Origin of the sequence: Mycobacterium sp. 3-98, assembly GCF_035918355.1 — a bacterium.
GTDB lineage: Bacteria > Actinomycetota > Actinomycetes > Mycobacteriales > Mycobacteriaceae > Mycobacterium > Mycobacterium intracellulare.
This window is the reverse complement of sequence record NZ_CP142360.1, coordinates 451,209-474,092: the sequence shown is the minus strand read 5'-3', so window position 1 is coordinate 474,092 and position 22,884 is coordinate 451,209. Positions and strand designations below refer to the sequence as shown.

The window sequence follows — 22,884 nt, the reverse complement described above, 5'->3', positions numbered from 1 at the left end:
GGCATCATTGTCATTGGCGCGGGTCACGGGCGTAACTCGATCGCCGTTTTGCCGATTCGAATCGGCGTTCCTATCGGGACTCGTACCGCTGTCGTCACTTTCGCCCTGTCAAGGTAAGTACCGTTGGTCGATCCTAGATCCTCGACGTACCACTCCGAGCCGCGCTGAGACAGCCGGGCGTGCCGGGTTGAGGCGTAGTCGTCGGTGAGCACCAGGGTGGAGTCGTCGGCTCGTCCGATCAGCACCGGCTGGCCGCTCAGCGTGATGCGCCCCCCCGCCAGCGCGCCTTCGGTCACCACCAGATAGCGGGCCGCGTGGCGGCGCTGCCGCGACGGAAGCAGCGTGCTGCGCAGCGCCAGACCGCGACGCACCATGACGGCACCGGTCGGGGCGTAGATATCGGTCCGCAGGATTCGCAGCACGGACCAGATGAATACCCAGAGCAACATCAAAAATCCGGCGCGCGTCAGCTGCAGTACCAATCCCTGCATCTGGCGTCCTTTCCGTCCTAGCGTCGTGTTCCCGGCGCCCGTGACTCCGCGCACATCGGCTACGTCACGATACTTGGACGGTGGTCGACACGGGGCGAAGCACGGCAGCGTTGAGCCCAGCGACTTAGTGGATCCGGACGATGATTTCCGAATGGCCCAAACGGATGACGTCGCCGTCGGCCAATTGCCACTCCTGGACCGGCGCGTTGTTCACGGTGGTGCCGTTGGTGGAGTTCAGGTCCGACAGCAGGGCGACCTGCCCGTCCCAGCGGATCTCCAGGTGGCGCCGTGACACGCCCGTATCGGGCAGTCGGAACTGGGCGTCTTGCCCGCGGCCGATGATGTTGGAGCCCTCGCGCAACTGATAGGTGCGGCCGCTGCCGTCGTCGAGCTGAAGGGTGATCGTGGTGCCCGTCGCGCCGTAGCCGCCCTGCCCGTATCCGCCGTAGCCGCCCGCCTGTTGACCGTAGTCGGCGGGTTGGCCGTAGTCGGCGGGCTGGCCGTACTCCGCCTGCTGGCCGTAGTCGGGCTGCTGACCGTAGTCGTACTCGGGGCTGGCGGCCTCGGGGTATCCCCCGCCCTGGCCGCCGTACGTCGTGCCCTGCGCGTGCTCGGCGTACTGGGTGTATTCGGGCGAGCCGTAATCCTGGCGGCCGTATCCCCCGCCCTGTTGGTAACCCTGGTCGTACCCACCACCCTGCTCGGGGTAGGCGGGGCGCTGCTCCGGCGGGGCGTAGCCGCCCTCGTCCTGGCGGGCCGGTCCGCGACCGTAGTCGGCGTAGCCGCCGCCGTAGCCCTGCGGGCCACCGCCGGGCTGGCCGGCGGGAGGGCCGTAACCTCCCTGGCGGTATCCCTGCTCGTAGCCTTGCCCACCGCCATAACCGCCCGGCGCGGGCGGCCGCTGTTCATACGACTGCGGGTAGCCGCCCTGCCCCTGGTCGGGGTAGCCGCGCTGGTCCTGGTAGCCCGGCTGCGGCGGGTAACCGCCTTGCCCCTGGTCGGGGTAGCCAGCCTGGCCCTGGTAACCGTCCTGGTCTTGGTAGCCCGGTTGCGGCGGGTAGCCGCCTTGCTCCGGGTAGCCGCCCTGCTCGGGCTGGCGCGGCGGGTAGCCCTGCTGAGGTGGGTAGCCGCCCTGCTCAGGCGGATATCCCCCGCGGGGGTCGGGTGCACCCTGCGGGTCCGGGCCACCGCGCGCGTCGTCCTGGGGACGCCGGTAGCGGTCGTCGTAATACTCGTCGCCGGGCCGCCCCGGCCCCTGATCCCCGCGGTAGCTCGAATTGTCAGTCATTGGTGCTACTCCTCGTTCATCGCCGAACGCGTTATTTGATTGTGGCCGGACGGCGTCTTTGTCCGTCGGGCGGGGCTGGACATCGGGGTTGACAGCACCACGGGCGCGGTACTGGCCGGTACGCAGGTTCGACGACTGCTCGAACCGGACGACCACCTCACCATACGTTTGCCACCCCTGTTCGTGGATGTAGTCAGCCAAGTACCTCGCGAATGAGCTCGACGTGAGATCGGGATCGGTGCTCACCTTTCCGAAGTCGTGCATACCGAGGGTAATGATGTATTCGTTGGGGGCCAAAAGGCGATTTCCGTGAAGCTTCTGAACTCCGTCGCGGGCCTCGCGGCACAACAGGGCTTCTACCTCTTGCGGGACGATCGATCCGCCGAACACCCGGGCGAAGGCGTTGTCCACCGACGCCTCGAGTTTGCGCTCGATCCGCGCGGCCAGCCCCCGTTGGCTACTCATGTCCTACCGTTCGCCTGCACTTGCAGAACGTATTGCCGGTGCGCGGCAAACGAATCGCCCGCGTGCTGGTTCACTCCCGCATGGTATCGGCACATCGCGACGGCGCGGCACTGTCGAAACAGTGAGAACTGGGTCCCCGCAGCTCAGGGGTGCGCCTGCGGCGAGGGCAGGGCGCCGAAGGGCATCCAGGCCCGCTGCGTTCGGGAATCGGGCCATTACAGTGGTATGGTCCATCGGTTGTTTTTCCGGGCGAGTGGCGGAATGGCAGACGCGCTGGCTTCAGGTGCCAGTGTCCTTCGGGACGTGGGGGTTCAAGTCCCCCTTCGCCCACATTGAGCGGTGCTACGCAAAGTCACGACCTCGCAAGGGGTCGTGACTTTCGTGTTTGGGCGACCGGCCACGGCAGCCGAAAAAACGTAAGGTCTGGCGCATGGTCGACGACAAGACGGCCCACTTGCAGTCCGAAATCAATCGCATCGCCGCGCTGCTGAACGCCCGGCCGATCCAGGCCGGAGTCGTGCTGAAGGATGATGACCGCAACATCTATATCGATGACGATGGGCGATACCACTACGACTATTGGGAGCGCGGCAGGCAGAGGGTCGATCACGTCGGCGACATCGACGAGGCCCTCTACTGGTTCGCTTGCGATATAGCTTTCGACATCGGCGGTTCGTACGCCGCCAGACATCGTCCACGGGATCAGGACCCGCGCATCCTGATGTGGGCCAAACAATATGAGGTTCTGAACCAAGTGAATCCGGATTGGGCCGCACGCTGCGTACGCCAAACGGCGGAACTATTACGGCGTTGGGGCAAGCACGACGACGTCGCGTTGTTGCCGAACATCCCCGGTCGCGACGGGTAATCCGCGGCGGTAAGTGTCCGCTATTCGCCCACTCGATACGTCCCGTGGCCCTCGACGATCACCTCGCCGTCGAAGATCAAGACCTCGTTGACGAGGTCGCCGTTCTGGTTGCGGTAGGCGATGACGATCGTGTTGACGCCTTGGTAGACGCCTTCGACGGTGAACCGGAGGTCCGGAACGCGTTCGAGGGCGGCGATCCAGTACCGACGTAGCGCCGCCTTTCCGCGGACCACTCCCTGCGTTTCCGGCAAGAGCTTGGCGGCCACGGGCGATGTGAACACCACGTCGTCATGGAAGTCGTCAAGGACGGCGTCGACGTCGTGGGCGTTCCAGTGTTGTGCCCATCGTTTCGAGAAGGCGTCCGCGTCGACGTTCATGGCCGGCACTGTAGCGCAGGTGAATTGGGCCGGCCGAGCGGCTTTGATGCGCATCGTGTGTGGCGGTCACAGTTGGCGGCGGATGTCGAGAAGATGGTGCTGGAGTTCGTGCACGGTATGTACCGCGACCCAGCGCAGCGACCGCTCGTGGGTTTCCGGATAGTGGTAAATCACCGTTCGGTCCCAGTCATCGTCGGATAGCCGAGCGAGGACATTGCTGAATAGTGCTGCCGCGTCGGCAAGTTGACGCGCGACCTCGGCCGGATCCTGTTCGCTGTACCCGTCGTGTTCGGCGCGCTCGCCGCGCCCCATGGACGCACAATCGTGGCCGTTCGTGCGCCGTGCTGCGAGCACTCGCTCGCGTTGCACCAGCAGCACGTCTCGCAGATGGCATGCGTACTCCAGCGGTGACCACACGTCGGGACGCGAGCGGGACCGCACGTCAATCTTGTTGTTAGACAGAAGTACAACGGCTTCGGCCGCCAACGCCCGGATGTCGTGGCGCACTGAGGCGGCTCGGCGCAGGTCATAGGCGAAACCGCACCCCGCGCAAGGTTCTGTCACAGCACCATCATTTCAGCGGACTCAACACGAGGTTGGTGGGCCATTCGCCACCGATCGCGCGGCGTTCAAAGTCGTTGTGCCTGTGGGACAATCGTCGGCGCGGGCAAGCCGCAGCTGGCCGACGTCAATGGGCGGCCCATTGCTGTCGGCCTCGACGGTGAGACAACCCACACCTACCCAATGAGGGTAGCCTTACCTAAATCAGCACGGTATGGTCGCGGCTCATGACCTCCTTCAATCCCCCTGTGCCCAGCACCGTCGACGATCAGTTGGTCAGCGTCCTTCGGGATGACCTGGACCTCAAATTCGAATCCGTCACTGCCGCAACGCGTCTGATAGACGACCTGGGAATGGACTCCGTCGCCTTTGCCGCCGGCCTGGTAGCCATCGAAGAACGGTTCGGCACGCAATTGAGCGAGGAAGACCTGTTGACCTGCACGACCGTCGGTGACTTGCAGGCCGCGATCGGAGTCGGGGTCGACGCATGAACGTTCTCGCGGCCGCCATGCGCGATGCGATGACGCGATCGCCCCATGACTTGGTGGTCCTGGACAAAGACACCGACAAATGGACCGCCCGCCCCTGGCCCGAGGTCCACGGGATGGCCGAAAGCATCGCAACGCATCTGCTCCAGCAGGACCGCCTCGGTGCTGTGGGAATTGTCGGTGAACCGACCGTTGAGCTGGTCGCCGCCATACAGGGCGCGTGGCTGGCGGGTGCCGCCGTATCGATTCTGCCCCGTCCCAGGCGCGGTGCCGACCCGGCCGAGTGGGCGCACAGCACCCTGAGTCGGTTCTGCGGAATCGGAGTCAGCACGGTATTCAGTCACGGCGCGACCCTGCGCACGCTCGGCGATGCGGAGTCGACGCTGTCTGTCTCCAGCCTCGCCGAGGCCGCTCGCACCCCGGCGTCGAATGACCTTCAAAGTCACTCCGATTCGAACGCCGCGATCCTCCAGGGTACTGCCGGCTCGACCGGTGATCCGCGCACTGCCGTCTTGTCGCCGGAGGCCGTGCTGAACAATATGCGCGGCCTCATCGAGCGGCTACAACTCGACGGCTCCGACCGGGCGTGTTCGTGGCTGCCGATCTACCACGACATGGGCTTGGCCTTCCTGTTGACCGCCGTCCTGAGCGGGATGCCGCTTTGGCAGGCGCCGACGGGCGCGTTCTCTGCGGCACCGCTTCGCTGGGCGGATTGGCTTTCGGCCAGCGCGGCAACCTTCACCGCCGGACCCAATTTCGGGTACTCCATGCTCGGTCGCTACTCCGGCCGCGTTTCGGACGTGGACCTGGGGGCGCTGCGGATTGCCATCAATGGCGGCGAACCCATTGATTGCGAGGGGTTTCAGCGATTCGCCGACGCGATGGCTCCGTTCGGATTGCGGGCGTCGGCGGCGACGCCGGCGTATGGGATGGCCGAGTCAACCTGCGCCGTGACGATGCCCGCCTGCGGGCAGGGGTTGCGCATCGATGAGCGGACGGAATCGGATGTGCGGCAACGCTATGCGCTGTTGGGGCGCCCCATCCCCGGTATGGAGCTACGCATTAGTCCGACCCATCAATCAGCGGATGATGGTGTTGGGGAGGTCGAGATCCGCGGCTCATCGATGATGACGAAATACTTCGGCGACCCAGCCACAGGGTCCGATCGCGGTGCGGAGTGGTTCCGCACCGGAGACATCGGTTATCTGGTCGACGGTGAGCTGGTTATCTGCGGTCGGTCCAAAGAGGTCATCACGATCGCCGGCCGCAACATCTTTCCCACCGAAATCGAGCAGGTGGCCGCGCAGGTGGATGGAGTGCGACACGGTGGCGTGGTTGCGGTCGGTTCGAAATCCGGTGCCGCCCAGTCACGGTTGCTCATCGCCGCCGAATTCGTGGGTGCGGATCACGACGTGACCCGCAGCGCTGTCATCAAGCGGGTCATCTCGGTGTGCGGGGTGACTCCGGCCGATGTCGTCTTGATGCCACCAGGCTCATTACCGCGTACGTCGTCGGGCAAGCTCAGACGGCTGGAGGTCCGCAGCCAACTACAGGCCTGAGCGCGAACGCTGTTACGGCGCTGGCCGATTCAGGGCGTAGAGCGCCATCCTGCGGTTCGGCATGTCGTGTTCGCCGAGGAATTCACAGCGCAGGAACTCGCAGAGCCGCCGCACCGTCGTATTGCGGTGGTCGGGGTCGAACATGATCCGTTGGCACGGCGGGTCGGCGGCCAGGATGCTGGCGATCACCTTCCGGAGGATCAGTGGGCCCAGCCCGCGGTTCACGAGCTCCTCGTCTGCGATCGCCCCGTGCAGGCCAAGGTCGTGTGGCCGGCTGTCGTAGCAGCGGGCGATGGAATCCTTGGCAGCACGGTAGATCTCCATGTACGCGCGGTCCACCCCGTTGATGCTGAGGATCAGCGGTCGCGAGTAGGCGCCATCGACCTGTGCGCGCAAGTGGTTACGCCAACGCGCGACCGGCCAGTCGTACTCCCACGTCGTGACCAAGTGGGGCCGGTTCATCCACTCGGCAACCAATTCCGCGTCCGCTCCGTCAGGGTCAGCGACGCGAATTCGGCTCGGCGGCAGCAGTTCAGGTACGGGAGGCGCCGGCACCTGCCGGACGCTGTCGGTGATGTCGGTGAGCTCACGAGCGAGCACAGCCCCGGGGGCGCCTGTCACGAGAGCGCCCCCGTCCCGCAGGCCGTTCTCACCGCGGTACGCGTAACACCGATATGCACTGAGCCGCTCCTTCTAACGGTTGCGAGGTCAGGTCCATCGTTTCATGTGTAACTCAGGGGTTCCAGCGGTAAGTGACTAGCGAAGCGTTTCGATCGGTCGTGAATTGACGAGCGCGTTTGCGCCAGTAGCCTTATGAGCTAGCTCAGGGAGGGTTGGAATGCGCGCAATGCAATCACTAGGACCGGAGTTTATTGCTGCGCGGCGACCAGCGGTGCTGTGGGACTTCCGTATATAGATGAGCAGGCGCTAATCGCCGAGGCTGGTGGTGACCCCTGGGCGATCAACGCCAGCCTGCAGGCGGGTAGCCCACTGGAGATTTCCAATCTGGCCGGAGCCTTTCACCGCGCGGGCCGATGCACGGCGGAGGCCGAGAACGCTTTCCAGCAAGCACGCGCACGCTTCGAGGCCGCTTGGAACCACCACGACGGCGGCGGTCATCCCATCAACGACTCTGACGAAGTTCAGCGCGTCACGAAATCCTTAGGGGCGCAGTCGTTACAGCTGCCCAAGATCGCTGCGGACCTGGAAAACATCGCCGCGTCGCTGGCCGATGCGCAAAAGGCCGGGGCCGCGCGCATCGCCACCTTAGAAGCCCAGTTGAAGAACATCTCGGACATGGTCAGCCAGGCCGTCTCCATCTTGCAAAACGACAAAAGCCTCAGCGCAGGGGAAAAGGACGCGCTGCATGCCCTCATCAACACTTGTGAGGACGACGCGCTGCGTGACACCAAAGCTGCGCTCGCAGCCCTGCAATCGATCCGCAACGGATACGCCGATGGCCTTCAGAAATCGCTGGATAACCTTCACGCCGAAGGGTACGACGGCGCCCCGCTGCATGGTGCCGACGCTGACGGCGTGGCCCCACCGTCTCCCGCCCAGCAGGCCGCGTTGGCTGACATTCGCCAAGCCACTAACCAGGCCGTCGTCGACCAAATGGCCAAGGTGCGCGCCGCACAGGAGGCGCTCAGTAAAGCCGCGGCCGACCTGTATACGCATGGCCCGGGTTCGCCGGAAGGCGAGGCGGCCAGCGCCAAACTGCCCAAGCTCAAGGCGGACCTCGCGCGTGCCCTCGACGACCTGGGCAAGATCCCCGACTACAACAGCATTGACCCGGCGTCCGTAAGTGTTTCCCCCGACGGGCATTTCACGTTCACCTACAAGGTCAACGGGCAGCCGGTGCAGGCTTACGGCCAGCTCAAGAACGGCACGGGCGAGTTCTTCGACCAAGCCACCGGCACGTATTACACCTTCAACGGCGGCAAATTGACCGGCATGCGCACACCGGATCCCGGGAAAGTGGAAGCGACTGCCGAGCCCCTTTTTACGGCCGTCACCCTGGCGGCCGGGGCGCCAGCGCTCAAGGCGGGCGGCGAGGCGGCCTTTCAGGGCCTGAAGATGCTTTTCAGCCGCGAGATGTTGGAGGGTGTGACGGCCGACAACGTGTTTCCCCGCGCACTCGCCGGGGCCGAGGAACGCGTCCAAGCCGCAGAACAGAACCTGGCTTCTCATGCACCGCTGCCCGGGGAGCCGGTCCCGGGCACTCACCCTCTCGAGCCGCCCCCGGTGGAGCACGCGCCGCCGGCCCCGCACGGCGACGTACCCGTCGAACATGCGCCGGCCGGGCCTCACGTAGGGGCCTTACCTGATAGCCCGGCGCCGGTTGTCATAGATCCAGCCCATCCGGAATTCCACTTGGACAACCCGCTCAACTACATGCCTCCCGAGTTGCGAGCGCTGTCCGAAGCGCATCTGACCGGAAGTGGTGAAACAGTTCTCGGTCCATTTAAGAACCCATTAGGGGGCCCGTCGTACATCGAGCTCGCTCAGGAGCGAGGCGCAAGCTACTTCGATATCGGAGACGCATGGAACTCGGCCACGCCAATTCAGCGACTCGCGGCTAATCAGCATGTACTCGACATTGCAATCGCAAATCGGGACACTATTAAGCTGTCGACTCCCATCGATAGTGTTATCGATAATACGTATACTGCCGCCGAACTCAGATATCTGATGGCACACGGATACCAAGTAACGGATGGCTACACCCTAGTCCCGCCCAAGATTGGAGGTTAGCGATGAAAACGCTTCTGGAATTTATCGTTCAATATGTGGGCATTCTTTACCTAAACCCAAAGTACAGAATTACGGATTCATCCAACCGAGGGCTCGCCGATATTGATGCATCGATCTCGTTCACCGGCGCTCAGATCAGGTGGGACGTGGTCAATGATCGCGGACTTATTAATTTCGCCGCAGTTCCGGTCCATCAGACGGCCTCCGACGAGTGGTTTGCCCTACCGTTGATTCGCCAATACTTAGAAGGTGGTGACGACCCGGGAGCAAGCGGCGCGATAGATCAAGCCAATTGGCTGTCGATGAACCTAAAGCGTGTCGAGGAGCTATTCGCGGATCAGTCGGCAACCGCACGCATTTGCGAGGAACTCGTTACATTACGCCGGTCCAATTCGTCTAAAAAATGGGGTTGGCCGAAACCGGACGAAATCAGCTAAGCGTAAATGCGGTAACGTCGTATCGACGTAAATGTTCTGTCGTAACCGGACTTCGCCGTTGTGGACCCCTAAGACCGCACCCACTGCGTGATTTCCGGAGTGACCGGGTCGGTGATGTCATCGAACTCGGGATGCTTCTTGAGCACGGTGCCGATCATCGAGCACACCGGAACAATGCGCTTGCCCTCATCGCGCGTCTCGTTGAGCGCCTCCTCGACGAGGATCGTCGCCAGGCCACGTCCGCCGTAAGCCGGATCGATTTCGGTGTGGTAGAAGACGCGTTGCTCGCCGCGGTCGGCGAAATCGGCGAGCCCCACCGTCTTGCCCTCGACGGCGATCGTGTACTTCCCGTCCTCAAGGGTGACCGTGGTTTCCGCGCCGATCTTATCGGTTGTCATTTGTGCTTTCCTTTCGTCGGGGTATCGGGCGAGGCCGCAGCCGAGCGGTCGGCAGCGGCGGGGCGGGCAGTCGGGCGAGCGCTCCCCGGTATCCGTGGACGGCGCCGAAGCGGTCGTCGCCGTCCTCCCACAGTCGGCGGTAGTTGACGATGTCCTCGTGGCTTCGTCCGACGAAGTTCCACCACATCACCAACTCTTCGGTGAACGGCGTGCCGCCGAGTAACAGCACCCGCGCGGGCCGCTCCCCCACGTTGTGCACGTGCAGCTGCGTGTGGCCGGGACTTAGGTAAGCCAGGTCGGCGATCGCCAGGGACGTCTCGTCGACCTGGACGGTGCCCGAATCGCAGAGCACTCCGTGCTCGAAGGTGGGATCCACGTCGATATCGAAACCTGCGTCGGCGTCGAGGTCGAGTTGGGCGCCCAGCAACGGACTGAATGTCTTTGTGGGCGAACGACTCCCGGCCAGCTCGCCGAAGAACACGCGCGCCTGGGCGCCCGGTAGCGGGACCGCGGGGGGTGCGTAGTGGGCAAAGTCTCGCGCCGTGTCGCGGGCGGCAGCGGGAAGCGCCACCCAGAGCTGGACGCCGTGCAGGACCGGCCCTGCGTCAACCGACACCTCGGAGTGGCAAATGCCGGCACCGGCGGTCATCAGATTCAGCTCGCCGGGCCGAACGACCGCACGGACGCCGGCGCTGTCACGGTGCTCCACTTCCCCACTGAACAACCAACTCACGGTTTGTAGTCCCGTATGCGGGTGCGGCGGCACATCCATCCTCGCCGCGACGGGGCCGTAGTGGTCGATGAAACACCACGCACCGATCAGCGAACGCCCGCGTTGCGGCAACGTGCGTTGCACCCGGATCGCCCTGGGGCCGCCCAAGGGAACCTCCCGCGGATGCAGCACCTCCACCCTGGGCGAGGCGTCCCGGCGTTGCGAAGCGGCGCAGGCGACTTCGGCCGGCGCGGCTTCCAGGTTGCTCATCGCCCATCCTCCGTCGCAGGCTCGCCAAAGGCGCCGTCATCCGCGACCGTACCCGGCCATCTCACTTGCCCGGTGGCCGCAGCACCTTCATGGCCAGCCGCATGACAGGCTCGGGCACCCGATCCTGCATGGACAGGGCGGTGTCGGCGACGCGGGACCGCAACGGCGTACCCCGCCCGAAGACCCGGTTCAGCGGTCCCCCGGACGGCTCGAGGACCACATGCAGCGGCGGGGTGCCGACGGCGGCGCCCAGGGCGTTGGAGATGACCATCCGCTGGATCTCGCTGGTTCCTTCAAAAATGGTGTACAGCTTGGCATCCCGATACCACTTCTCAACCGGGTGATCGGTGATATAGCCCCAGCCGCCCATGGTTTGGATCGCGCGCTCGGTGGCCTTGACCGCTACCTCGCTGGCGGCCATCTTCGACATCGAGCCCTCACCCCGTTCGAAGGGGACGTTGTTGGCCGCCATCCAGGAGGCACGCCAGGTGAGCAGCCGAGCTGCGTCGATCTGAGTGGCGAGTTCCGCGAGCGGGAACGCGATGCCCTGGTTGTCGATGATGGGCGCGCCGAACGCCTCCCGCTCGGTGGCATACGCCGTCGCGTACTCCAACGCCGCCCGGGCGATCCCGATGGCCTGGGCGGCGACCATGGGTCGCGTCTGCTCGAAGGTTCCCAACGTCGCTGAGCCGGAGCGCTTTCCACCCGCCACGACTTCGCGCGCCTTGGCGAGTTTGTGTTCGAGTTTTTCCTCCCCGCCGAGCAGGTTGGCGCGCGGCACGCGCACACCTTCGAAGAGCAGCTCGGCGGTGTGGGAGGCGCGGCAGCCCAGCTTGTCGAGCTTTCGCAGCAGTTTCAGCCCGGGCGTGCCGCCCGGCACCACGAAGAGCGCCTGACCCCGATGGCCGAGCTCCTCGTCGACCACCGCGTTGACCACGTGCACATTGGCGATCCCGCCGTTGCCGATCCACATCTTGTGGCCGTCGATGATCCAGTCATCACCGTCACGACGTGCACGCGTGCGCAGGTTGCGCACATCGCTGCCGCCTTCGGGCTCGGAGATCGCCAGCGCAGCGAGCTTGAGATCGCCTGGGGTGCCGAAACATTCGGGTGCCCACTCCAGCATCTGTTCCGGGGAGGCGGCCTGGCCGATCGCCGAGAGCGCCAGGGCCGGCATGACGATGGCTAGCCCGATCCCGGCGCACCCCCAGAACAGTTCCTCCATGAACATGGGCAGGGAGATACCGGTCGGATCGCCGATCAGGTCGCGATAGAACAGCGGGCTATAGAAACCTTGCTGGGCCGCCTCCTCGAGCACCGGCCAGGGGAACTCCTGGCGCTGGTCATAGTCGAGGGCTACCGGGCGTATTACGGATTCGGCGAACTCATGCGTGCGTCGGGCCAGATCATGTTGTGCGGCCGTCGGGGTCAGGTCGAACGTCATGGGCGCGCCTTTAAGGTCGACAGACTGGTCTTGCCGACCCCGACTACCCCATTGACCGGTTCAACAAACTGCGGAGCTGGGATTTCGCCGGACGGTCAGGCGGCCGTACGAGGCCCGACCTGGGCCAGCGGCAGATGCAACACGACCGCGGCCACCGGGACCGCCTCGTGTTCGTGCCGCGCCAGCAGCGCCGCGTTCTCGGGCAGCTGCCGGGAGTTGATTTCCCCGGACGCGATACGCCGCAGGACGTCGTGGGCGTGCGCGAGCTGGTCACGCTTGCGGTACTGGCCGCCCGGCAGCTTCACGCCTGCCCACACGCCGTACTCCTCGCGGTGCGCGATGGCGTGCTGGGCGCAGCGGCGCTGTTGCGCCAGTGGGCAGCGCCGCAGGCATTGCAGGCGCGCCTCGGTGGCCGACCGTTCGTATGCGCGCGCCTTCGCCGCGCCGTCACCACCGTCGTCGTCGGGGTAGCCAAACCAAAGCTCCGGGTTGGCTGCGCACGGGTGTCCCATGTCGGTCTCCTTGTCGAGCGTGAAACGTAGGCAAAAGCGTATATGGCGAGATGGGCCCGACGCAAGAGAAACAACGACAAAAACGTATATCCGCATATCCGAGACCGTGGCTGTGTACTATCCGGCCTATGGCCGGAGCGTGTGGTGAGCCGTGAGTCGGCCGGCGCGGCGATCCGCGCGTTGCGAGAATCGCGGGATTGGTCACTAGCCGACCTCGCCGCCGCGACCGGGGTCAGCATCATGGGGCTCAGCTTCTTGGAACGCGGCGCCCGCAAACCGCACAAAAGCACAGTTCAGAAGATCGAAAACGGGCTCGGCCTGCCGCCGGGCACCTATTCGCGGCTATTGGTGGCCGCCGATCCGGATGCCGAGTTGGCGCGCCTGATGGCCGCGCAAGCGTCGGCCGCAATGCCGGCGCGGCGCACCGGACCGGTCGTGGTCGACCGTCACAGCGACACCGAAGTGCTGGAAGGTTATGCCGAAGCCCAGCTCGACGCCCTCAAATCCGTCATCGATCGGCTTCCTGCGACAACATCAAACGAATATGAGACGTATATTCTGTCTGTGATCGCTCAGTGCGTGAAAGCGGAGATGCTCGCCGCCAGCTCCTGGCGGGTAGCGGTGAGCGCGGGCGCGGATTCGACCGGCCGGCTGATGGAGCATCTGCAGGCCCTCGAGGCGACGCGCACGGCCCTGCTGAAGCGGATGCCCGGCAGCCTGAGCGCGCGTTTCGACCGGGCCTGCGCGAAGTCCTCGCTGCCGGAAACGATCATCGCCGCGCTGGTCGGCGTCGGCGTCGACGAGATATGGGACATCCGCAATCGCGGGGTCATTTCGCCGGGCGCCCTCCCCCGCGTGCGCGCCTTCACCGAGGCGGTCGAGACGGCGGGCCAAGGACAACAGGGAAGCCACGACGGCGCCGAGGGGGCACAGTGAGCCATAGCGAAGTCGAGGCGTTGAGCCGCGCGCATCAACTCTTCGCCGGCAGCACGACGCCTGCGTCCCTGGACGCGGACACCGGGCACTATCGCAGCCTGTTGCGCCGCGCGGCCCGACTGAACGACGGACTGGCCCACGGCGGCTACCAGCTCGCAGTGGACCACGGTCGCGAACGCCTCGCGTCGGCGGCCGGGACCGACGCCGCTGTTACCGAGGTGCTCGCCGGCGCCCACCGAGACCGCGTGCAGGCGCGCGGCCTGACCCAAAACGTCCTCGACGCGGCCCGCGCCGATGCCACCACGCGCCCGTCAACCCCGTTGGCGCAGCGGGAGGAGATGCGCCGCCGCGTGGCGCGACTGCGTACGCAACGGGCCCACGTCGTAACGGCGAGGTCGCGTGCGCGACGGCACCACGCGGCGCTGCTGGCGTTGCGGTATCGGTTGTGGCATGGGCGTGGCCCCGGGTTACCGCCGAACGACCGGGCCGCGCTCGCGGTGCGGGCGGCGTTGTCGCGGCTGGGCCGCCCCTACGTCTGGGGCGCCAGCGGCCCGGAGGCGTTCGACTGCTCCGGGCTGGTTCAGTGGAGCTACGCGCGGGCCGGTATTCACTTGGACCGCACCACATATCAGCAGATCAACGACGGCATTCCGGTACCGCGTTCGCAGGTGCGACCGGGTGATCTGGTCTTTCCGCACGCCGGTCACGTCCAACTCGCGATCGGCAACAACCTGGTTGTCGAGGCGCCGTACTCGGGGGCGTCGGTGCGAATAAGCCGACTGGGCAACAACGTTGCGATCCGCCGACCGTTATGACACGCCAACTTCGCCCGGCGATGCGGGCACGACGAGAAGGGTGAGCCGATGCCGGAACAACCCGGGCACTCGTTAGAGGCCGTCGAAGCACGGCGATCGACGCTGGCGGGCCAGCACGGCGCCGTGTCCGAAGCCGACCTTGTGCTGACCGACGTGCTGAACACCGCTCACAGCGCAGCGCGCGAAAGCGTCCGGCGACTGGACGCCATCGCCGAACAGATCGACCACGCCGTCGTCCAGCAAGCGAACCTCGCCGTGGATACACCCATGGGGGCGCGAGAGTTTCACAAGTTCCTGCTGGACAAGCAGCGCGAGATCGCCGCGGTCGTCGCCGGAGCGCGCGAACTCGCTCAGGCGAAAAGGGCTGTGTTGGAGAACCTTCGGGCGCAGTACACCACCGGCAGCAGTTAACCGGAACTAGTCCACAGCCATGCTGCTCAGTGAATTGTCGGCAGGAACGCCCGCCACTACTGTCGCCGGACATGGAGGGGTCGCGTCACTTTCCGCAGCGAGTGCCGCTGCAGCGCCGGCTGCGCGGCTGATGTCGGCATACGACGACCTGCTGGCCACGGTCAAGTCCGTCCGAGACCGCACCGGCGATCCCAACGCGTGGCAGACGGGATTGGCGCCGACCGAAGTCTCCGCTGTGATCACGCCGACCACCCGCACCGACCAACTCGAGGCGATCGCAGCCAAGATCCGCCGACAGCACGCGGACGTGTTCGGCGCCGTGCCCGCGAGCGGGCCGCCGACGGGTCGATCCCTGGCGGGAACCGCGACACCGCCGAACCGGGAATCGGGTGCGGCGGCGGACGCCATCGCCAGCGCCGAAGCCGCTCTCGCACAGCAGAATTCCGCGAGTTCGCAACTGGACATGCAAGTGGTGTCGGCCATCTTGAACGCGCACCTGAGTGCGGTCGACGGCAGAGAAGCGCTCACCAAGTTGCAGCACGAAACCGAAGCCGCGGTGCTGATGAGATCGGACCTGGACACTCCGGCGGGAGCGCGCGATTTCCAACGTTTCCTGATCGGCAAGCTCAGAGACATTCGCGCGGTGGTCCTGAACGCCAGCCTGGACGACACGTCGAAGTCGGCGCTGATGGCGGCCTGGACGTCGCTCTACGACGCGTCCAAGAATGAGCCGAATCGCCCGGGGGAACACGCGCCGGCGGCGTCCGTTGGTGATGCGCCCGCGGTCGGTGCGGCCGCCGAGTCGAGCGATACCGACGCCGGATGGGATCCGCTGCTGGACTCGCTGTTGGCCGATGATGACGGACTGTGGCCCGAAGACGCCCCGGCGCCAGATCCGGCGGCGGGCGCCCCGATCCCAACGGCGACGGAAACGCCGATGGCGCCCCCGATGCCCAACTTCGGTGGTGGGCCACTTCCGGGTCTGGGCACCATGCCCGCCTCCACGGCGGGATGGGAAGCGCCGGGCGGCCTTCCCTTTTCGGGCGGCGGCGCGGACGATCCGGCGCTGCAGGACTTGGCCGGCGAAGAACTACCGGACGCGCAAGAGGAAGACCCCAGCGCGCACGACGCCTCGGACAATCCCGACGAGGACAACGACCCGCAGGATGTGTCATCCGATGAGCCAGCGGCCGGCCCGACGCCGGTGACCCTGCCCGACGGCGAGACAGTGACCGCCGCGAGCCCACAGTTGGCGGCGGCGATCCAGGCCGCCGTCGGCGGCACGCCGATCGCGGAGGCCTTCCAACAACAGGGAATGACCATTCCCCCACCGGGAACGGCGGTCGCCAACCCAATCGATGCCCTACGGGTGGGCCCGGGCGACATCGGTATGTTCACGGACCGTCACGCGCTTGCCCTGGGCTCTGACAAGGCGCTTCTCGATGGCCAAATTCAGCACATTGCCACCGTGAGCGGACCGAACTTTCTAGGCTGGGAGCATCCGCCGGCGGCGGCCGTGCCCGCGACCACGCCGACTAAGCCTGAACCACCGACACCTACCCGGCCGGCAACCTCGTCGACCACCTGAGAAAAATGAACTCGCCGGCACGAACGGCGGTCGTCAACAGGAGACAGCGGATGGCAGATTCGATACATGTGGTGCCCGCGCACTTACGTCAGGCCGCCGCGCATCATCAGGACACCTCGGAGTACTTGCGCACCGTTCCGTCGTCGCACGCCGCGATCCAGGAGAGCCTCGATTCGCTCGGGCCGATCTTTAGTGAGCTTCGCGATGCCGGCCGCGAGCTGCTCGAGCTGCGACGGCAGTGCTATGAGCAGCAGGCCGCTGACCACGCGGATTTGGCCGACCAATTGACCGTATCGGCGACGATGTGGGAACAGCACGAGCAGGAGGCTGCACGCAAGTTCGGCGACGTCGTCGACCGCGGTCGATGACCGACGCGAATCCCGCTTTCGACACCGTTCACCCGAGTGGGCACATCCTGGTCCGCTCTTGCCGCGGCGGATATATGCACAGCGTCGCGCTGAGCGAAGAGGCGATGGAAACCGACGCCGAGACTTTGGCGCAGGGCATCGTGCTCACCGCGGATGTGTCGTGCCTCAAGGCGTTGCTGGAAATCCGCGACGAGATTGTCGCGGCAGGGCACACCCCTTCCGCCGAGGTTCCGACCCCCCGGGACCTCGATGCCGCCATCGAGAAGTTGCTGGCGCACAAACTGCGCCGCCGCAACGGCGGACGCTAGCCGGGCTGCACGAATCTCAAATGCAACGCGGCGCTAGCGCAGCCACGGCTTAGCTGCGCTGGGATCGGGAGCGATCCCCGTGGGCGGTTCGACGGGATTGGGGCCGAACAACTCTCGCGCGCGGGCGAGTAGGGCGCGCACCTCGTCGAGTTGCTGCTGCAGTGCAGATTCAGCCATGTCCCCACGCTACCCAGGCCGTTGCGGGCGCACAATTCACTGACCGCACAAGTCGAACGCCCGCTGCCGGTACGCTTAGCTGGTGGCGATCTTCGGTCGGATGACGGCGCGTCAGCGCCTCCGGAGGGCTACCCGGGAATCGCTGGCGATTCCGGCTTTCAGCGCTCCCATCGACTGCACCCCTTGGGTGACAGGCGGGCTGTGGCCTGCCGAATTGTCGACGGTCACCGCCGAAACCGCAACTCTCGCAGACTATCTCAAGGCCGACCTGCAGCGCATCGCCAACGGCGCCAACGACCAACTCAAGATGCTCAAGCGGGCGGGCATGACCGACCCGGCGCGGCAGGCGGCCGAGGCGCGAGTCATCGAGGAGGCACGCGGCCGCGCCGTGCGCCGAGTCGAATCGACGATCCGCTATCTGCACACGGTGCGGAGCGGCGCGCAGCCCCCCGCCGCCGCCCCGCCCGCCCTCGAGGGTCCGGGCGCTGACCTGGAAAGGACGCAGGTGCTGCCCGCGGTCCGCGAGGTCGACGACGTCGCCGAGCCACCCCCGCCGCCCCCGAGATGGCGTCCCCGCCCGGCCGAACCGGTCGAATCGGTCGAGCCGGTCGAACCAGCCGAACCGGTCGAACCGGAGGCGGGCGAACCGGAAGCCACCCACGCTGAGGAGCCGGCCGCGGCCCCCGATGTGTCCCATCTCGAGGAGACTCAGGTCATCCCGGTCGTCTCCGAAGCGGAGCCGGTCGTCGAGACGCCGGTGGACCCCGAGCCCGAGCCGGTCGAGGAGCCCGCCGCAACCGGCCGCCACCATGCGGTGGTGGACGAGCCCGCAGGCGGCGACGAGCCGACGGCCGGGCCGGAAGCAACCCCCGCCGAGGACGAGCCGGCCGACGTCGCCGACGCGTCGCACCTCGAGGAGACGCAGGTCATTCCGGTGGTCACCGACGCGGAGCCCCCGTTCGCGGCGCCGGCCGATCGCGCGCCGGCGCCCGTCGAGGAACCCGTCGAACCCGTCGAGAACGGGCGCCACCACGCGCCCGCGGAGGAACCGGCGGAGGACACCCGCGACGAGCCGGCCGCGGTGAGCCAGGAAGCCCCGGCCGAGGAGGCCGAACCCGTCGTAGCCGCGCCGACCGCCATCGAAAAACCGGTGACCCCAACGGGTTTCGACAACGCCCGGCTGAACCGGCTGCTTGAGTTCGTGGTCCGGCAAGAGCCACGGCTGAGTTGGGCGATCGGGGATCGCGCCGACGGGACCACGGTCTTGGTCACCGACCTCGCCCACGGCTGGATCCCGTCTGGCATCAGCCTTCCCGCAGGCGTGCGGCTGTTGGAACCCGAGCGACGCGGCGGCAGGGTCGCCGCACTGATCGGCGACACGGCACGCGTCGTCACTTACGCTCCCGGTGATTCGTTGCGCCGCTCGGCCGACTTCGCCGCGACGCGATCGTCGGTGGAGCCGCGCCAGCTGCCGGCCATCGATGACCTGGCAAGGGTGCTCAGCCAGGCCACCCGGGCGCACGCCGAACTGCCCAAGATCGTGACGCGGCTGGCCGACGCCACGGCCGCTGGGACGTTCGTCGTCGATCAGGAGGTCGACGTGCTACGCGTGCACCTCGACACGGCGCGCTATCAGCTGCTGGTTCAGTATCCGAACGTCAATCCGGGATTGCTGCTCAAGTGCATGTTGATGGCCGCCACCGAAGGCATTGCCAGCGGCGACACGGTGTCGGCGAACTATCACCTCGCGTGGTATCGCATGCTCGCCGGGTCGACGCCCGGCGGTTGAGCCGAGAACCCATCGCGTATGAATTGACGCTGGTCGGAGGGGTCGACGATACTGTTCCTCGTGTCGGGTTCGGGCAGTCGCGCGAATCTCAGCGATAAGGATCTCGTCGAATCGGTTCTTCGGGAACTGAGCGAAGCGGCCGACAAGTGGGAAGCCCTCGTGGCGCAGGCCGAGGCGGTGACCTACAGCGTCGACCTGGGCGACGTGTACGCCGTGGCAAATTCCGACGGTCGCCTGATCAAACTGACCCTCCATCCCGGTGTGATGACCGGGTACGGCCACGGCGAGTTGGCCGACCGGCTGAACCTCGCGATCACGGCGCTGCGAGAAGAGGCCGAGGCCGAGAACCGGGCGAGTTACGGCGGCCCCCTGCACTGATGGCGCTCACGCGCTCATCGCGCGGGCTCGGTTGACGGGCCCCCCGCGTTGGTCACACCGGGCGTCTCTCCGGGAAGGGACATGCCTGCTGCCCACCTCGTAGCGACACCGTGTGGCGTTCGACGGGCCGGCGGCACCGCGCTGGATTTTGTCGCTGTGAGGCGGGCAAGGACGGGTGCCGACTCCGAGCGACGCATGAGACAGAAGTGGCGCTCCGCGTGGCCGGCACCCGCGGGTTCAGCCAAATCGCGCGCTCATCGCCCGACGCCGGGAGGCCCCGCGAAAGCTTGCGCGATCTCCAGCCAGCGCCGCGCGTCGGCGCCTTGGGCCGTGATGTCCAGGGCGCTCAGCGGGCGCCGCTGGGTGACCAGGTAGCAGAAATCCTCCGCGGAGCCGCTGACCCGTTGCTCAGCCTCCGGCGGTCCCCAGGACCAAATGTCACCGCCGGGTCCGCGCAGTTCGACCAGGAACGGTTCGGCCGGGGGCGCGAGATTGTTGACGGCGAAGGCGAAGTCGCGGGTGCGGACCCCCAGATGAGCGATCGACCGTAGGCGGTCGGTCGCGGGCCGGGTGACGCCGAGCGCGTCGGCGACGTCGAGACCGTGCGCCCACGTCTCCATCAACCGCGCGGTGGCCATCGAGGCCGCACTCATCGGTGGGCCGAACCACGGGAGTTTGCGGCCGGCGGTGACCCCGAGCAGCTCCTCGTGCAGCCGGTGTCGCGTGGTGCGCCAGTCGGCGAGCAGCTCGGCCGGCGCCAGGCCCGCAAGCTCTTCGGCACCCTTGTCGACGAAGCCCGTCGGGTCGGCGGCCGCACCCGCCAGCACGTCGGCGAATCCGGGCTCGTCGGTCACCGCGATCAGGGCGACGCGGTCGGTCCACAGCAGGTGTCCGATCTGGTGCGCGATGGTCCAGCCGGGCGCGGGCGTCGGGTCGGCCCAGCGCTCGGGCTGCAACGGCGCGACCAGGGCGTCGAGCGCCTCGCTCTCGGCGCGCAGGTCCTCGACCATGGGTGCGGGACCGGTCATCGCTGCGCTCCCCTGCCGGCCGCGGCCGTTGGACACCTCACGTCGTCACCCTAGCGATCATTCGCCTGCTCGCCGCGGCGGCCGATGAAGCTGTGCACCGCCAGGCCGGCCAGGTAGAGCACCGAGCCGAACAATGCGAACGCGGGCGCGTGTCCGTCGCCGGGGATCAACGTTCCGGCCACCGTGATCGCGACGATGAACGCCACCCAAAACAGCGCGTCCTGCACGGCGAACACATGCCCGCGAAGAGCGTCGTCGACATCCATCTGGATCGCTGTGTCGGCGCAGAGTTTGACCACCTGACCGGTGACGCCGAGGAGAAAGCCACACGCCACCATGACGGGGACCAGCAGCTGGGCGCCGGCGATCTCGATGATCGCCGAGGCCGCCAACGCACCGTTTGCCGTGGCATAGCGTCCCCACCGCCGGATCGCGGGCGGTGTCAGCAGGTTGGCCAAAAAGGCGCCCAAGCCCGCCGCGCCGAAGAACAGCAGCGCGGTCCCGAATCCCCCGCCATCGGCATCGGGCATGTGATGGACCAGCAACAGGACCAGCAGCGAGTTGATGCCGACCACCATCCGGTGCGAGGCCAGCCCCGACAGTGTGGCGCCGACCGTCGGGCGCTGCGCCACCGTGCGCGCACCGTGCAGCCAGCCGGTGACCACCGCGTAAATGACGGGGCCGTGGATCGCGCGCCGGGTGTCGTCGGGGCCCAGCGCCCGCGGACCGAACCGCCACGACAACAGCAACGCGATCGCCACGGGAATCGCCGTGATGAAGACGATGGCCGAGGCGCCCTTGTCGCCGGCGCCGAAGACGAACCGCGGCACCAGCATGAAGTTTGCGCCGACGAACGCCGCGATGGCACCGACCGCGGTGGCCACCGAGTTCATCGTCACCACCTGCTCGCGCGGCACCACATGGGGCAGCGACGCGGACAGCCCGGACCCGACGAATCGGGCTAAGCCGTTGGCGAACAACGCGCCCAGCAGCAGCGGCAGGTCGCCCGCCCGGACCGCCAGGATCGTGCCGATCGCGGCGATGAGGATCAGGCGGCCCGCGTTGGCTCCGACGAGCACGAGCCGGCGGTCCCACCTATCCATCAGTGCGCCGGCGAACGGCCCCAGCAGCGAGTAGGGCAGAAACAGGACCGTGAAGGCGCGCGCGATGGAAAGCGGATCGGCCGCGCGATCCGGGTTGAACAGCAGCGCTCCGGCCAGCGCCGCCTGAAACAGTCCGTCACCGAACTGGCTCGCCATGCGCACCTGCAGCAGCCGCCAGAAGTCTGGCAAACCGCGCACGGACCGCCAGATTTCGACGGGTGCGCTGGACTGCATCCGGGTTGGGATCACCGAAACCGACTTCCGCGATTGGGGCTGGCAAACTCGTGCGCTCAGAGCTGTCCCAACAACAGTACAAATCGCCGTGGCCCGCGGTCGCGATTGCCCTGGGCGACGATCGGCCGGATGCGATGATGGTGGGGTGCCGCCGCCGGAGGATCCAGAGGACTATGTCGCACCCGCCGCGCAACGGGTGCGCGCGGGGACTTTGCTGCTCGCCAACACCGACCTTCTCGAACCGACGTTTCGGCGCAGCGTGATCTACATCGTCGAGCACAACGATGGCGGCACGCTGGGTGTGGTGCTCAACCGCGCCAGCGAAACCGCGGTGTACAACGTGCTGCCCCAGTGGACCAACCTGTCGGCGAAGCCGAAGACGATGTTCATCGGGGGCCCGGTGAAGCGTGACGCCGCGCTGTGTCTGGCGACGTTGCGCGTCGGCGCCGATCCGCACGACGTGCCGGGCTTGCGGCATGTGGACGGCCGGGTGGTGATGGTCGATTTGGACGCCGACCCCGACGCCATCGCACCCCTGGTGGAGGGCGTGCGGATCTTCGCGGGATACTCCGGCTGGACAATCGGTCAGCTCGAAGGCGAGATCGAACGCGACGATTGGATTGTCTTGTCCGCCTTGCCCTCCGACGTTCTCGTCGGGCCGAGGTCAGATTTGTGGGGTCACGTCCTGCGTCGGCAGCCGTTGCCGCTGTCGCTGCTTGCGACCCACCCGATCGACATCAGCCGAAACTAGGGCTCCCCAGCTAGAAGGTCAGTGGCACGACTGCGTGCAGCCGGCGCAGCTGCCCGCGCACGCGGGCGCCGCCGCTTCCTGGCGCAGTGCGAAACGCGCGCTCTGCCAGGAGCCCGCGGCGAGCGTCCCCAGCGCCCCCGCGACACACACGATCAGCACCACCAGTGCGGTGTGCGGGACCGCGGCCAGCGCCACCACACCACCGGCGCCCAGCATCACCGCGGCAGCCAACTGGGTGGGCGCCATGGCGCGCAGCGCCAGCGCCGTGGCGCCGAAATTCCGATTGTGCGCAAGCGACCAGGTGCCGAACCCCGCCGAGGCCACCGCCGCACACATGCACAGCACGCCCGCAACCAGCATGGGCCCACAATACG

General features: G+C 66.7%; 27 protein-coding genes and 1 tRNA gene. 15 read left to right on the top strand and 13 right to left on the bottom strand.

What is annotated here, in order from left to right:
• Positions 1–23: 23 nt before the first annotated feature.
• Together QGN30_RS02415 and QGN30_RS02410 are read right to left on the bottom strand one after the other, a co-directional pair.
• Positions 24–491 (bottom strand): FHA domain-containing protein FhaB/FipA, encoded by a 468-nt coding sequence (locus QGN30_RS02415; RefSeq protein WP_007771646.1) that lies wholly within the window; start codon positions 489–491, stop codon positions 24–26.
• Between the two features lie 124 nt (positions 492–615).
• Positions 616–2,244: a DUF3662 and FHA domain-containing protein gene (locus tag QGN30_RS02410; RefSeq protein ID WP_248923295.1), complete on the bottom strand. Its 1,629-nt coding sequence runs from the start codon at positions 2,242–2,244 to the stop codon at positions 616–618.
• A 247-nt stretch (positions 2,245–2,491) separates the two neighbouring features.
• Here QGN30_RS02410 and QGN30_RS02405 point away from each other — a divergent pair.
• Both QGN30_RS02405 and QGN30_RS02400 read left to right on the top strand, forming a co-directional pair.
• A tRNA-Leu gene (locus QGN30_RS02405) sits at positions 2,492–2,574 on the top strand.
• Positions 2,575–2,674: 100 nt separating this feature from the next.
• Complete coding sequence (locus QGN30_RS02400) at positions 2,675–3,112, top strand: Imm63 family immunity protein (RefSeq protein ID WP_095562359.1); 438 nt, start codon at positions 2,675–2,677, stop codon at positions 3,110–3,112.
• Positions 3,113–3,132: 20 nt separating this feature from the next.
• On the opposite strand, the gene QGN30_RS02395 is transcribed toward QGN30_RS02400, so the two are convergent.
• Positions 3,133–3,489, bottom strand: a complete 357-nt coding sequence (locus tag QGN30_RS02395; RefSeq protein WP_095762687.1) for a nuclear transport factor 2 family protein — start codon at positions 3,487–3,489, stop codon at positions 3,133–3,135.
• A gap of 66 nt (positions 3,490–3,555) precedes the next feature.
• Entirely contained in the window at positions 3,556–3,996 is a 441-nt protein-coding gene (locus tag QGN30_RS02390) for a DinB family protein (RefSeq protein ID WP_248923296.1), read from the bottom strand.
• Positions 3,997–4,277: 281 nt separating this feature from the next.
• Here QGN30_RS02390 and QGN30_RS02385 point away from each other — a divergent pair, with 281 nt between their 5' ends.
• Together QGN30_RS02385 and mbtM are read left to right on the top strand one after the other, a co-directional pair.
• Complete coding sequence (locus QGN30_RS02385; protein WP_029384183.1) at positions 4,278–4,541, top strand: acyl carrier protein; 264 nt, start codon at positions 4,278–4,280, stop codon at positions 4,539–4,541.
• Positions 4,538–6,097, top strand: coding sequence for a long-chain-fatty acid--ACP ligase MbtM (mbtM, locus tag QGN30_RS02380; RefSeq protein WP_248923297.1), 1,560 nt, complete (start codon positions 4,538–4,540; stop codon positions 6,095–6,097). Before QGN30_RS02385 ends, mbtM begins: the two co-directional genes overlap by 4 nt.
• Before the next feature lie 12 nt (positions 6,098–6,109).
• Here mbtM and QGN30_RS02375 read toward each other — a convergent pair whose 3' ends face one another.
• Complete coding sequence (locus QGN30_RS02375; protein WP_248923298.1) at positions 6,110–6,697, bottom strand: GNAT family N-acetyltransferase; 588 nt, start codon at positions 6,695–6,697, stop codon at positions 6,110–6,112.
• Positions 6,698–6,994: 297 nt separating this feature from the next.
• Here QGN30_RS02375 and QGN30_RS02370 point away from each other — a divergent pair, with 297 nt between their 5' ends.
• Positions 6,995–8,851: a putative alpha/beta hydrolase gene (locus tag QGN30_RS02370; RefSeq protein WP_248923299.1), complete on the top strand. Its 1,857-nt coding sequence runs from the start codon at positions 6,995–6,997 to the stop codon at positions 8,849–8,851.
• Positions 8,852–8,853: 2 nt separating this feature from the next.
• On the top strand, positions 8,854–9,288 hold the full coding sequence (locus QGN30_RS02365; protein WP_248923300.1) for a hypothetical protein: 435 nt from the start codon (positions 8,854–8,856) through the stop codon (positions 9,286–9,288).
• A 68-nt stretch (positions 9,289–9,356) separates the two neighbouring features.
• On the opposite strand, the gene QGN30_RS02360 is transcribed toward QGN30_RS02365, so the two are convergent.
• From QGN30_RS02360 to QGN30_RS02345, 4 genes are all read right to left on the bottom strand, one after another.
• Complete coding sequence (locus tag QGN30_RS02360; protein ID WP_248923301.1) at positions 9,357–9,686, bottom strand: GNAT family N-acetyltransferase; 330 nt, start codon at positions 9,684–9,686, stop codon at positions 9,357–9,359.
• Positions 9,673–10,668 carry a pirin family protein gene (locus tag QGN30_RS02355; protein WP_248923302.1) on the bottom strand — a complete coding sequence of 332 codons (996 nt, stop codon included), beginning with the start codon at positions 10,666–10,668 and terminating at the stop codon, positions 9,673–9,675. Before QGN30_RS02355 ends, QGN30_RS02360 begins: the two co-directional genes overlap by 14 nt.
• 61 nt (positions 10,669–10,729) lie before the next feature.
• The gene (locus tag QGN30_RS02350) at positions 10,730–12,112 is read right to left on the bottom strand and encodes an acyl-CoA dehydrogenase family protein (protein WP_009952748.1); all 1,383 of its coding nucleotides are present in this window, start codon (positions 12,110–12,112) and stop codon (positions 10,730–10,732) included.
• A 95-nt stretch (positions 12,113–12,207) separates the two neighbouring features.
• A complete protein-coding gene (locus QGN30_RS02345) occupies positions 12,208–12,624 on the bottom strand; it encodes a WhiB family transcriptional regulator (RefSeq protein ID WP_008262579.1) in 417 nt (138 codons plus the stop codon).
• Positions 12,625–12,768: 144 nt separating this feature from the next.
• Between QGN30_RS02345 and QGN30_RS02340 the strand changes: the two genes are divergently transcribed.
• The 6 genes from QGN30_RS02340 to QGN30_RS02315 all read left to right on the top strand — a co-directional run bounded on the left by QGN30_RS02340 (position 12,769) and on the right by QGN30_RS02315 (position 17,050).
• Positions 12,769–13,560: a helix-turn-helix domain-containing protein gene (locus QGN30_RS02340; protein WP_248923303.1), complete on the top strand. Its 792-nt coding sequence runs from the start codon at positions 12,769–12,771 to the stop codon at positions 13,558–13,560.
• The gene (locus QGN30_RS02335) at positions 13,557–14,375 is read left to right on the top strand and encodes a C40 family peptidase (protein WP_248923304.1); all 819 of its coding nucleotides are present in this window, start codon (positions 13,557–13,559) and stop codon (positions 14,373–14,375) included. Before QGN30_RS02340 ends, QGN30_RS02335 begins: the two co-directional genes overlap by 4 nt.
• Positions 14,376–14,423: 48 nt before the next feature.
• A complete protein-coding gene (locus QGN30_RS02330; protein ID WP_014381562.1) occupies positions 14,424–14,786 on the top strand; it encodes a DUF4226 domain-containing protein in 363 nt (120 codons plus the stop codon).
• A 130-nt stretch (positions 14,787–14,916) separates the two neighbouring features.
• Positions 14,917–16,374: a DUF4226 domain-containing protein gene (locus QGN30_RS02325; protein ID WP_248923305.1), complete on the top strand. Its 1,458-nt coding sequence runs from the start codon at positions 14,917–14,919 to the stop codon at positions 16,372–16,374.
• Positions 16,375–16,424: 50 nt separating this feature from the next.
• A complete protein-coding gene (locus QGN30_RS02320) occupies positions 16,425–16,742 on the top strand; it encodes an ESX-1 secretion-associated protein (protein ID WP_008262603.1) in 318 nt (105 codons plus the stop codon).
• Positions 16,739–17,050: a DUF2694 family protein gene (locus QGN30_RS02315; RefSeq protein WP_008262605.1), complete on the top strand. Its 312-nt coding sequence runs from the start codon at positions 16,739–16,741 to the stop codon at positions 17,048–17,050. Before QGN30_RS02320 ends, QGN30_RS02315 begins: the two co-directional genes overlap by 4 nt.
• Before the next feature lie 33 nt (positions 17,051–17,083).
• Here the strand turns inward: QGN30_RS02315 and QGN30_RS02310 are convergent, their stop codons facing one another.
• The gene (locus QGN30_RS02310) at positions 17,084–17,227 is read right to left on the bottom strand and encodes a hypothetical protein (protein WP_014378759.1); all 144 of its coding nucleotides are present in this window, start codon (positions 17,225–17,227) and stop codon (positions 17,084–17,086) included.
• Between the two features lie 82 nt (positions 17,228–17,309).
• Between QGN30_RS02310 and QGN30_RS02305 the strand changes: the two genes are divergently transcribed.
• Positions 17,310–19,016: a DUF5631 domain-containing protein gene (locus QGN30_RS02305; RefSeq protein WP_248923306.1), complete on the top strand. Its 1,707-nt coding sequence runs from the start codon at positions 17,310–17,312 to the stop codon at positions 19,014–19,016.
• 51 nt (positions 19,017–19,067) lie between these two features.
• Positions 19,068–19,394, top strand: a complete 327-nt coding sequence (locus tag QGN30_RS02300; RefSeq protein WP_170320646.1) for a DUF2710 family protein — start codon at positions 19,068–19,070, stop codon at positions 19,392–19,394.
• Between the two features lie 254 nt (positions 19,395–19,648).
• On the opposite strand, the gene QGN30_RS02295 is transcribed toward QGN30_RS02300, so the two are convergent.
• Positions 19,649–20,422, bottom strand: a complete 774-nt coding sequence (locus QGN30_RS02295; RefSeq protein WP_095562363.1) for a TIGR03084 family metal-binding protein — start codon at positions 20,420–20,422, stop codon at positions 19,649–19,651.
• Positions 20,423–20,472: 50 nt separating this feature from the next.
• Positions 20,473–21,759: an MFS transporter gene (locus QGN30_RS02290; protein WP_038534669.1), complete on the bottom strand. Its 1,287-nt coding sequence runs from the start codon at positions 21,757–21,759 to the stop codon at positions 20,473–20,475.
• A gap of 145 nt (positions 21,760–21,904) precedes the next feature.
• Between QGN30_RS02290 and QGN30_RS02285 the strand changes: the two genes are divergently transcribed.
• Complete coding sequence (locus tag QGN30_RS02285) at positions 21,905–22,510, top strand: YqgE/AlgH family protein (protein WP_014381568.1); 606 nt, start codon at positions 21,905–21,907, stop codon at positions 22,508–22,510.
• 18 nt (positions 22,511–22,528) lie between these two features.
• On the opposite strand, the gene QGN30_RS02280 is transcribed toward QGN30_RS02285, so the two are convergent.
• On the bottom strand, positions 22,529–22,870 hold the full coding sequence (locus tag QGN30_RS02280; RefSeq protein WP_233042321.1) for a hypothetical protein: 342 nt from the start codon (positions 22,868–22,870) through the stop codon (positions 22,529–22,531).
• Positions 22,871–22,884 lie beyond the last annotated feature (14 nt).

Coding starts and splice junctions, on each gene's coding strand:
- QGN30_RS02400 (WP_095562359.1), top strand. CDS start 2,675: ATGGTCGACGACAAGACGGCCCACTTGCAGTCCGAAATCAATCGCATC.
- QGN30_RS02315 (WP_008262605.1), top strand. CDS start 16,739: ATGACCGACGCGAATCCCGCTTTCGACACCGTTCACCCGAGTGGGCAC.
- QGN30_RS02385 (WP_029384183.1), top strand. CDS start 4,278: ATGACCTCCTTCAATCCCCCTGTGCCCAGCACCGTCGACGATCAGTTG.
- QGN30_RS02355 (WP_248923302.1), bottom strand. CDS start 10,668: ATGAGCAACCTGGAAGCCGCGCCGGCCGAAGTCGCCTGCGCCGCTTCG.
- QGN30_RS02330 (WP_014381562.1), top strand. CDS start 14,424: ATGCCGGAACAACCCGGGCACTCGTTAGAGGCCGTCGAAGCACGGCGA.
- QGN30_RS02360 (WP_248923301.1), bottom strand. CDS start 9,686: ATGACAACCGATAAGATCGGCGCGGAAACCACGGTCACCCTTGAGGAC.
- QGN30_RS02310 (WP_014378759.1), bottom strand. CDS start 17,227: ATGGCTGAATCTGCACTGCAGCAGCAACTCGACGAGGTGCGCGCCCTA.
- QGN30_RS02395 (WP_095762687.1), bottom strand. CDS start 3,489: ATGAACGTCGACGCGGACGCCTTCTCGAAACGATGGGCACAACACTGG.
- QGN30_RS02325 (WP_248923305.1), top strand. CDS start 14,917: ATGTCGGCATACGACGACCTGCTGGCCACGGTCAAGTCCGTCCGAGAC.
- QGN30_RS02290 (WP_038534669.1), bottom strand. CDS start 21,759: ATGCAGTCCAGCGCACCCGTCGAAATCTGGCGGTCCGTGCGCGGTTTG.
- QGN30_RS02295 (WP_095562363.1), bottom strand. CDS start 20,422: ATGACCGGTCCCGCACCCATGGTCGAGGACCTGCGCGCCGAGAGCGAG.
- QGN30_RS02345 (WP_008262579.1), bottom strand. CDS start 12,624: ATGGGACACCCGTGCGCAGCCAACCCGGAGCTTTGGTTTGGCTACCCC.
- QGN30_RS02280 (WP_233042321.1), bottom strand. CDS start 22,870: ATGCTGGTTGCGGGCGTGCTGTGCATGTGTGCGGCGGTGGCCTCGGCG.
- QGN30_RS02415 (WP_007771646.1), bottom strand. CDS start 491: ATGCAGGGATTGGTACTGCAGCTGACGCGCGCCGGATTTTTGATGTTG.
- QGN30_RS02320 (WP_008262603.1), top strand. CDS start 16,425: ATGGCAGATTCGATACATGTGGTGCCCGCGCACTTACGTCAGGCCGCC.
- QGN30_RS02365 (WP_248923300.1), top strand. CDS start 8,854: ATGAAAACGCTTCTGGAATTTATCGTTCAATATGTGGGCATTCTTTAC.
- mbtM (WP_248923297.1), top strand. CDS start 4,538: ATGAACGTTCTCGCGGCCGCCATGCGCGATGCGATGACGCGATCGCCC.
- QGN30_RS02350 (WP_009952748.1), bottom strand. CDS start 12,112: ATGACGTTCGACCTGACCCCGACGGCCGCACAACATGATCTGGCCCGA.
- QGN30_RS02410 (WP_248923295.1), bottom strand. CDS start 2,244: ATGAGTAGCCAACGGGGGCTGGCCGCGCGGATCGAGCGCAAACTCGAG.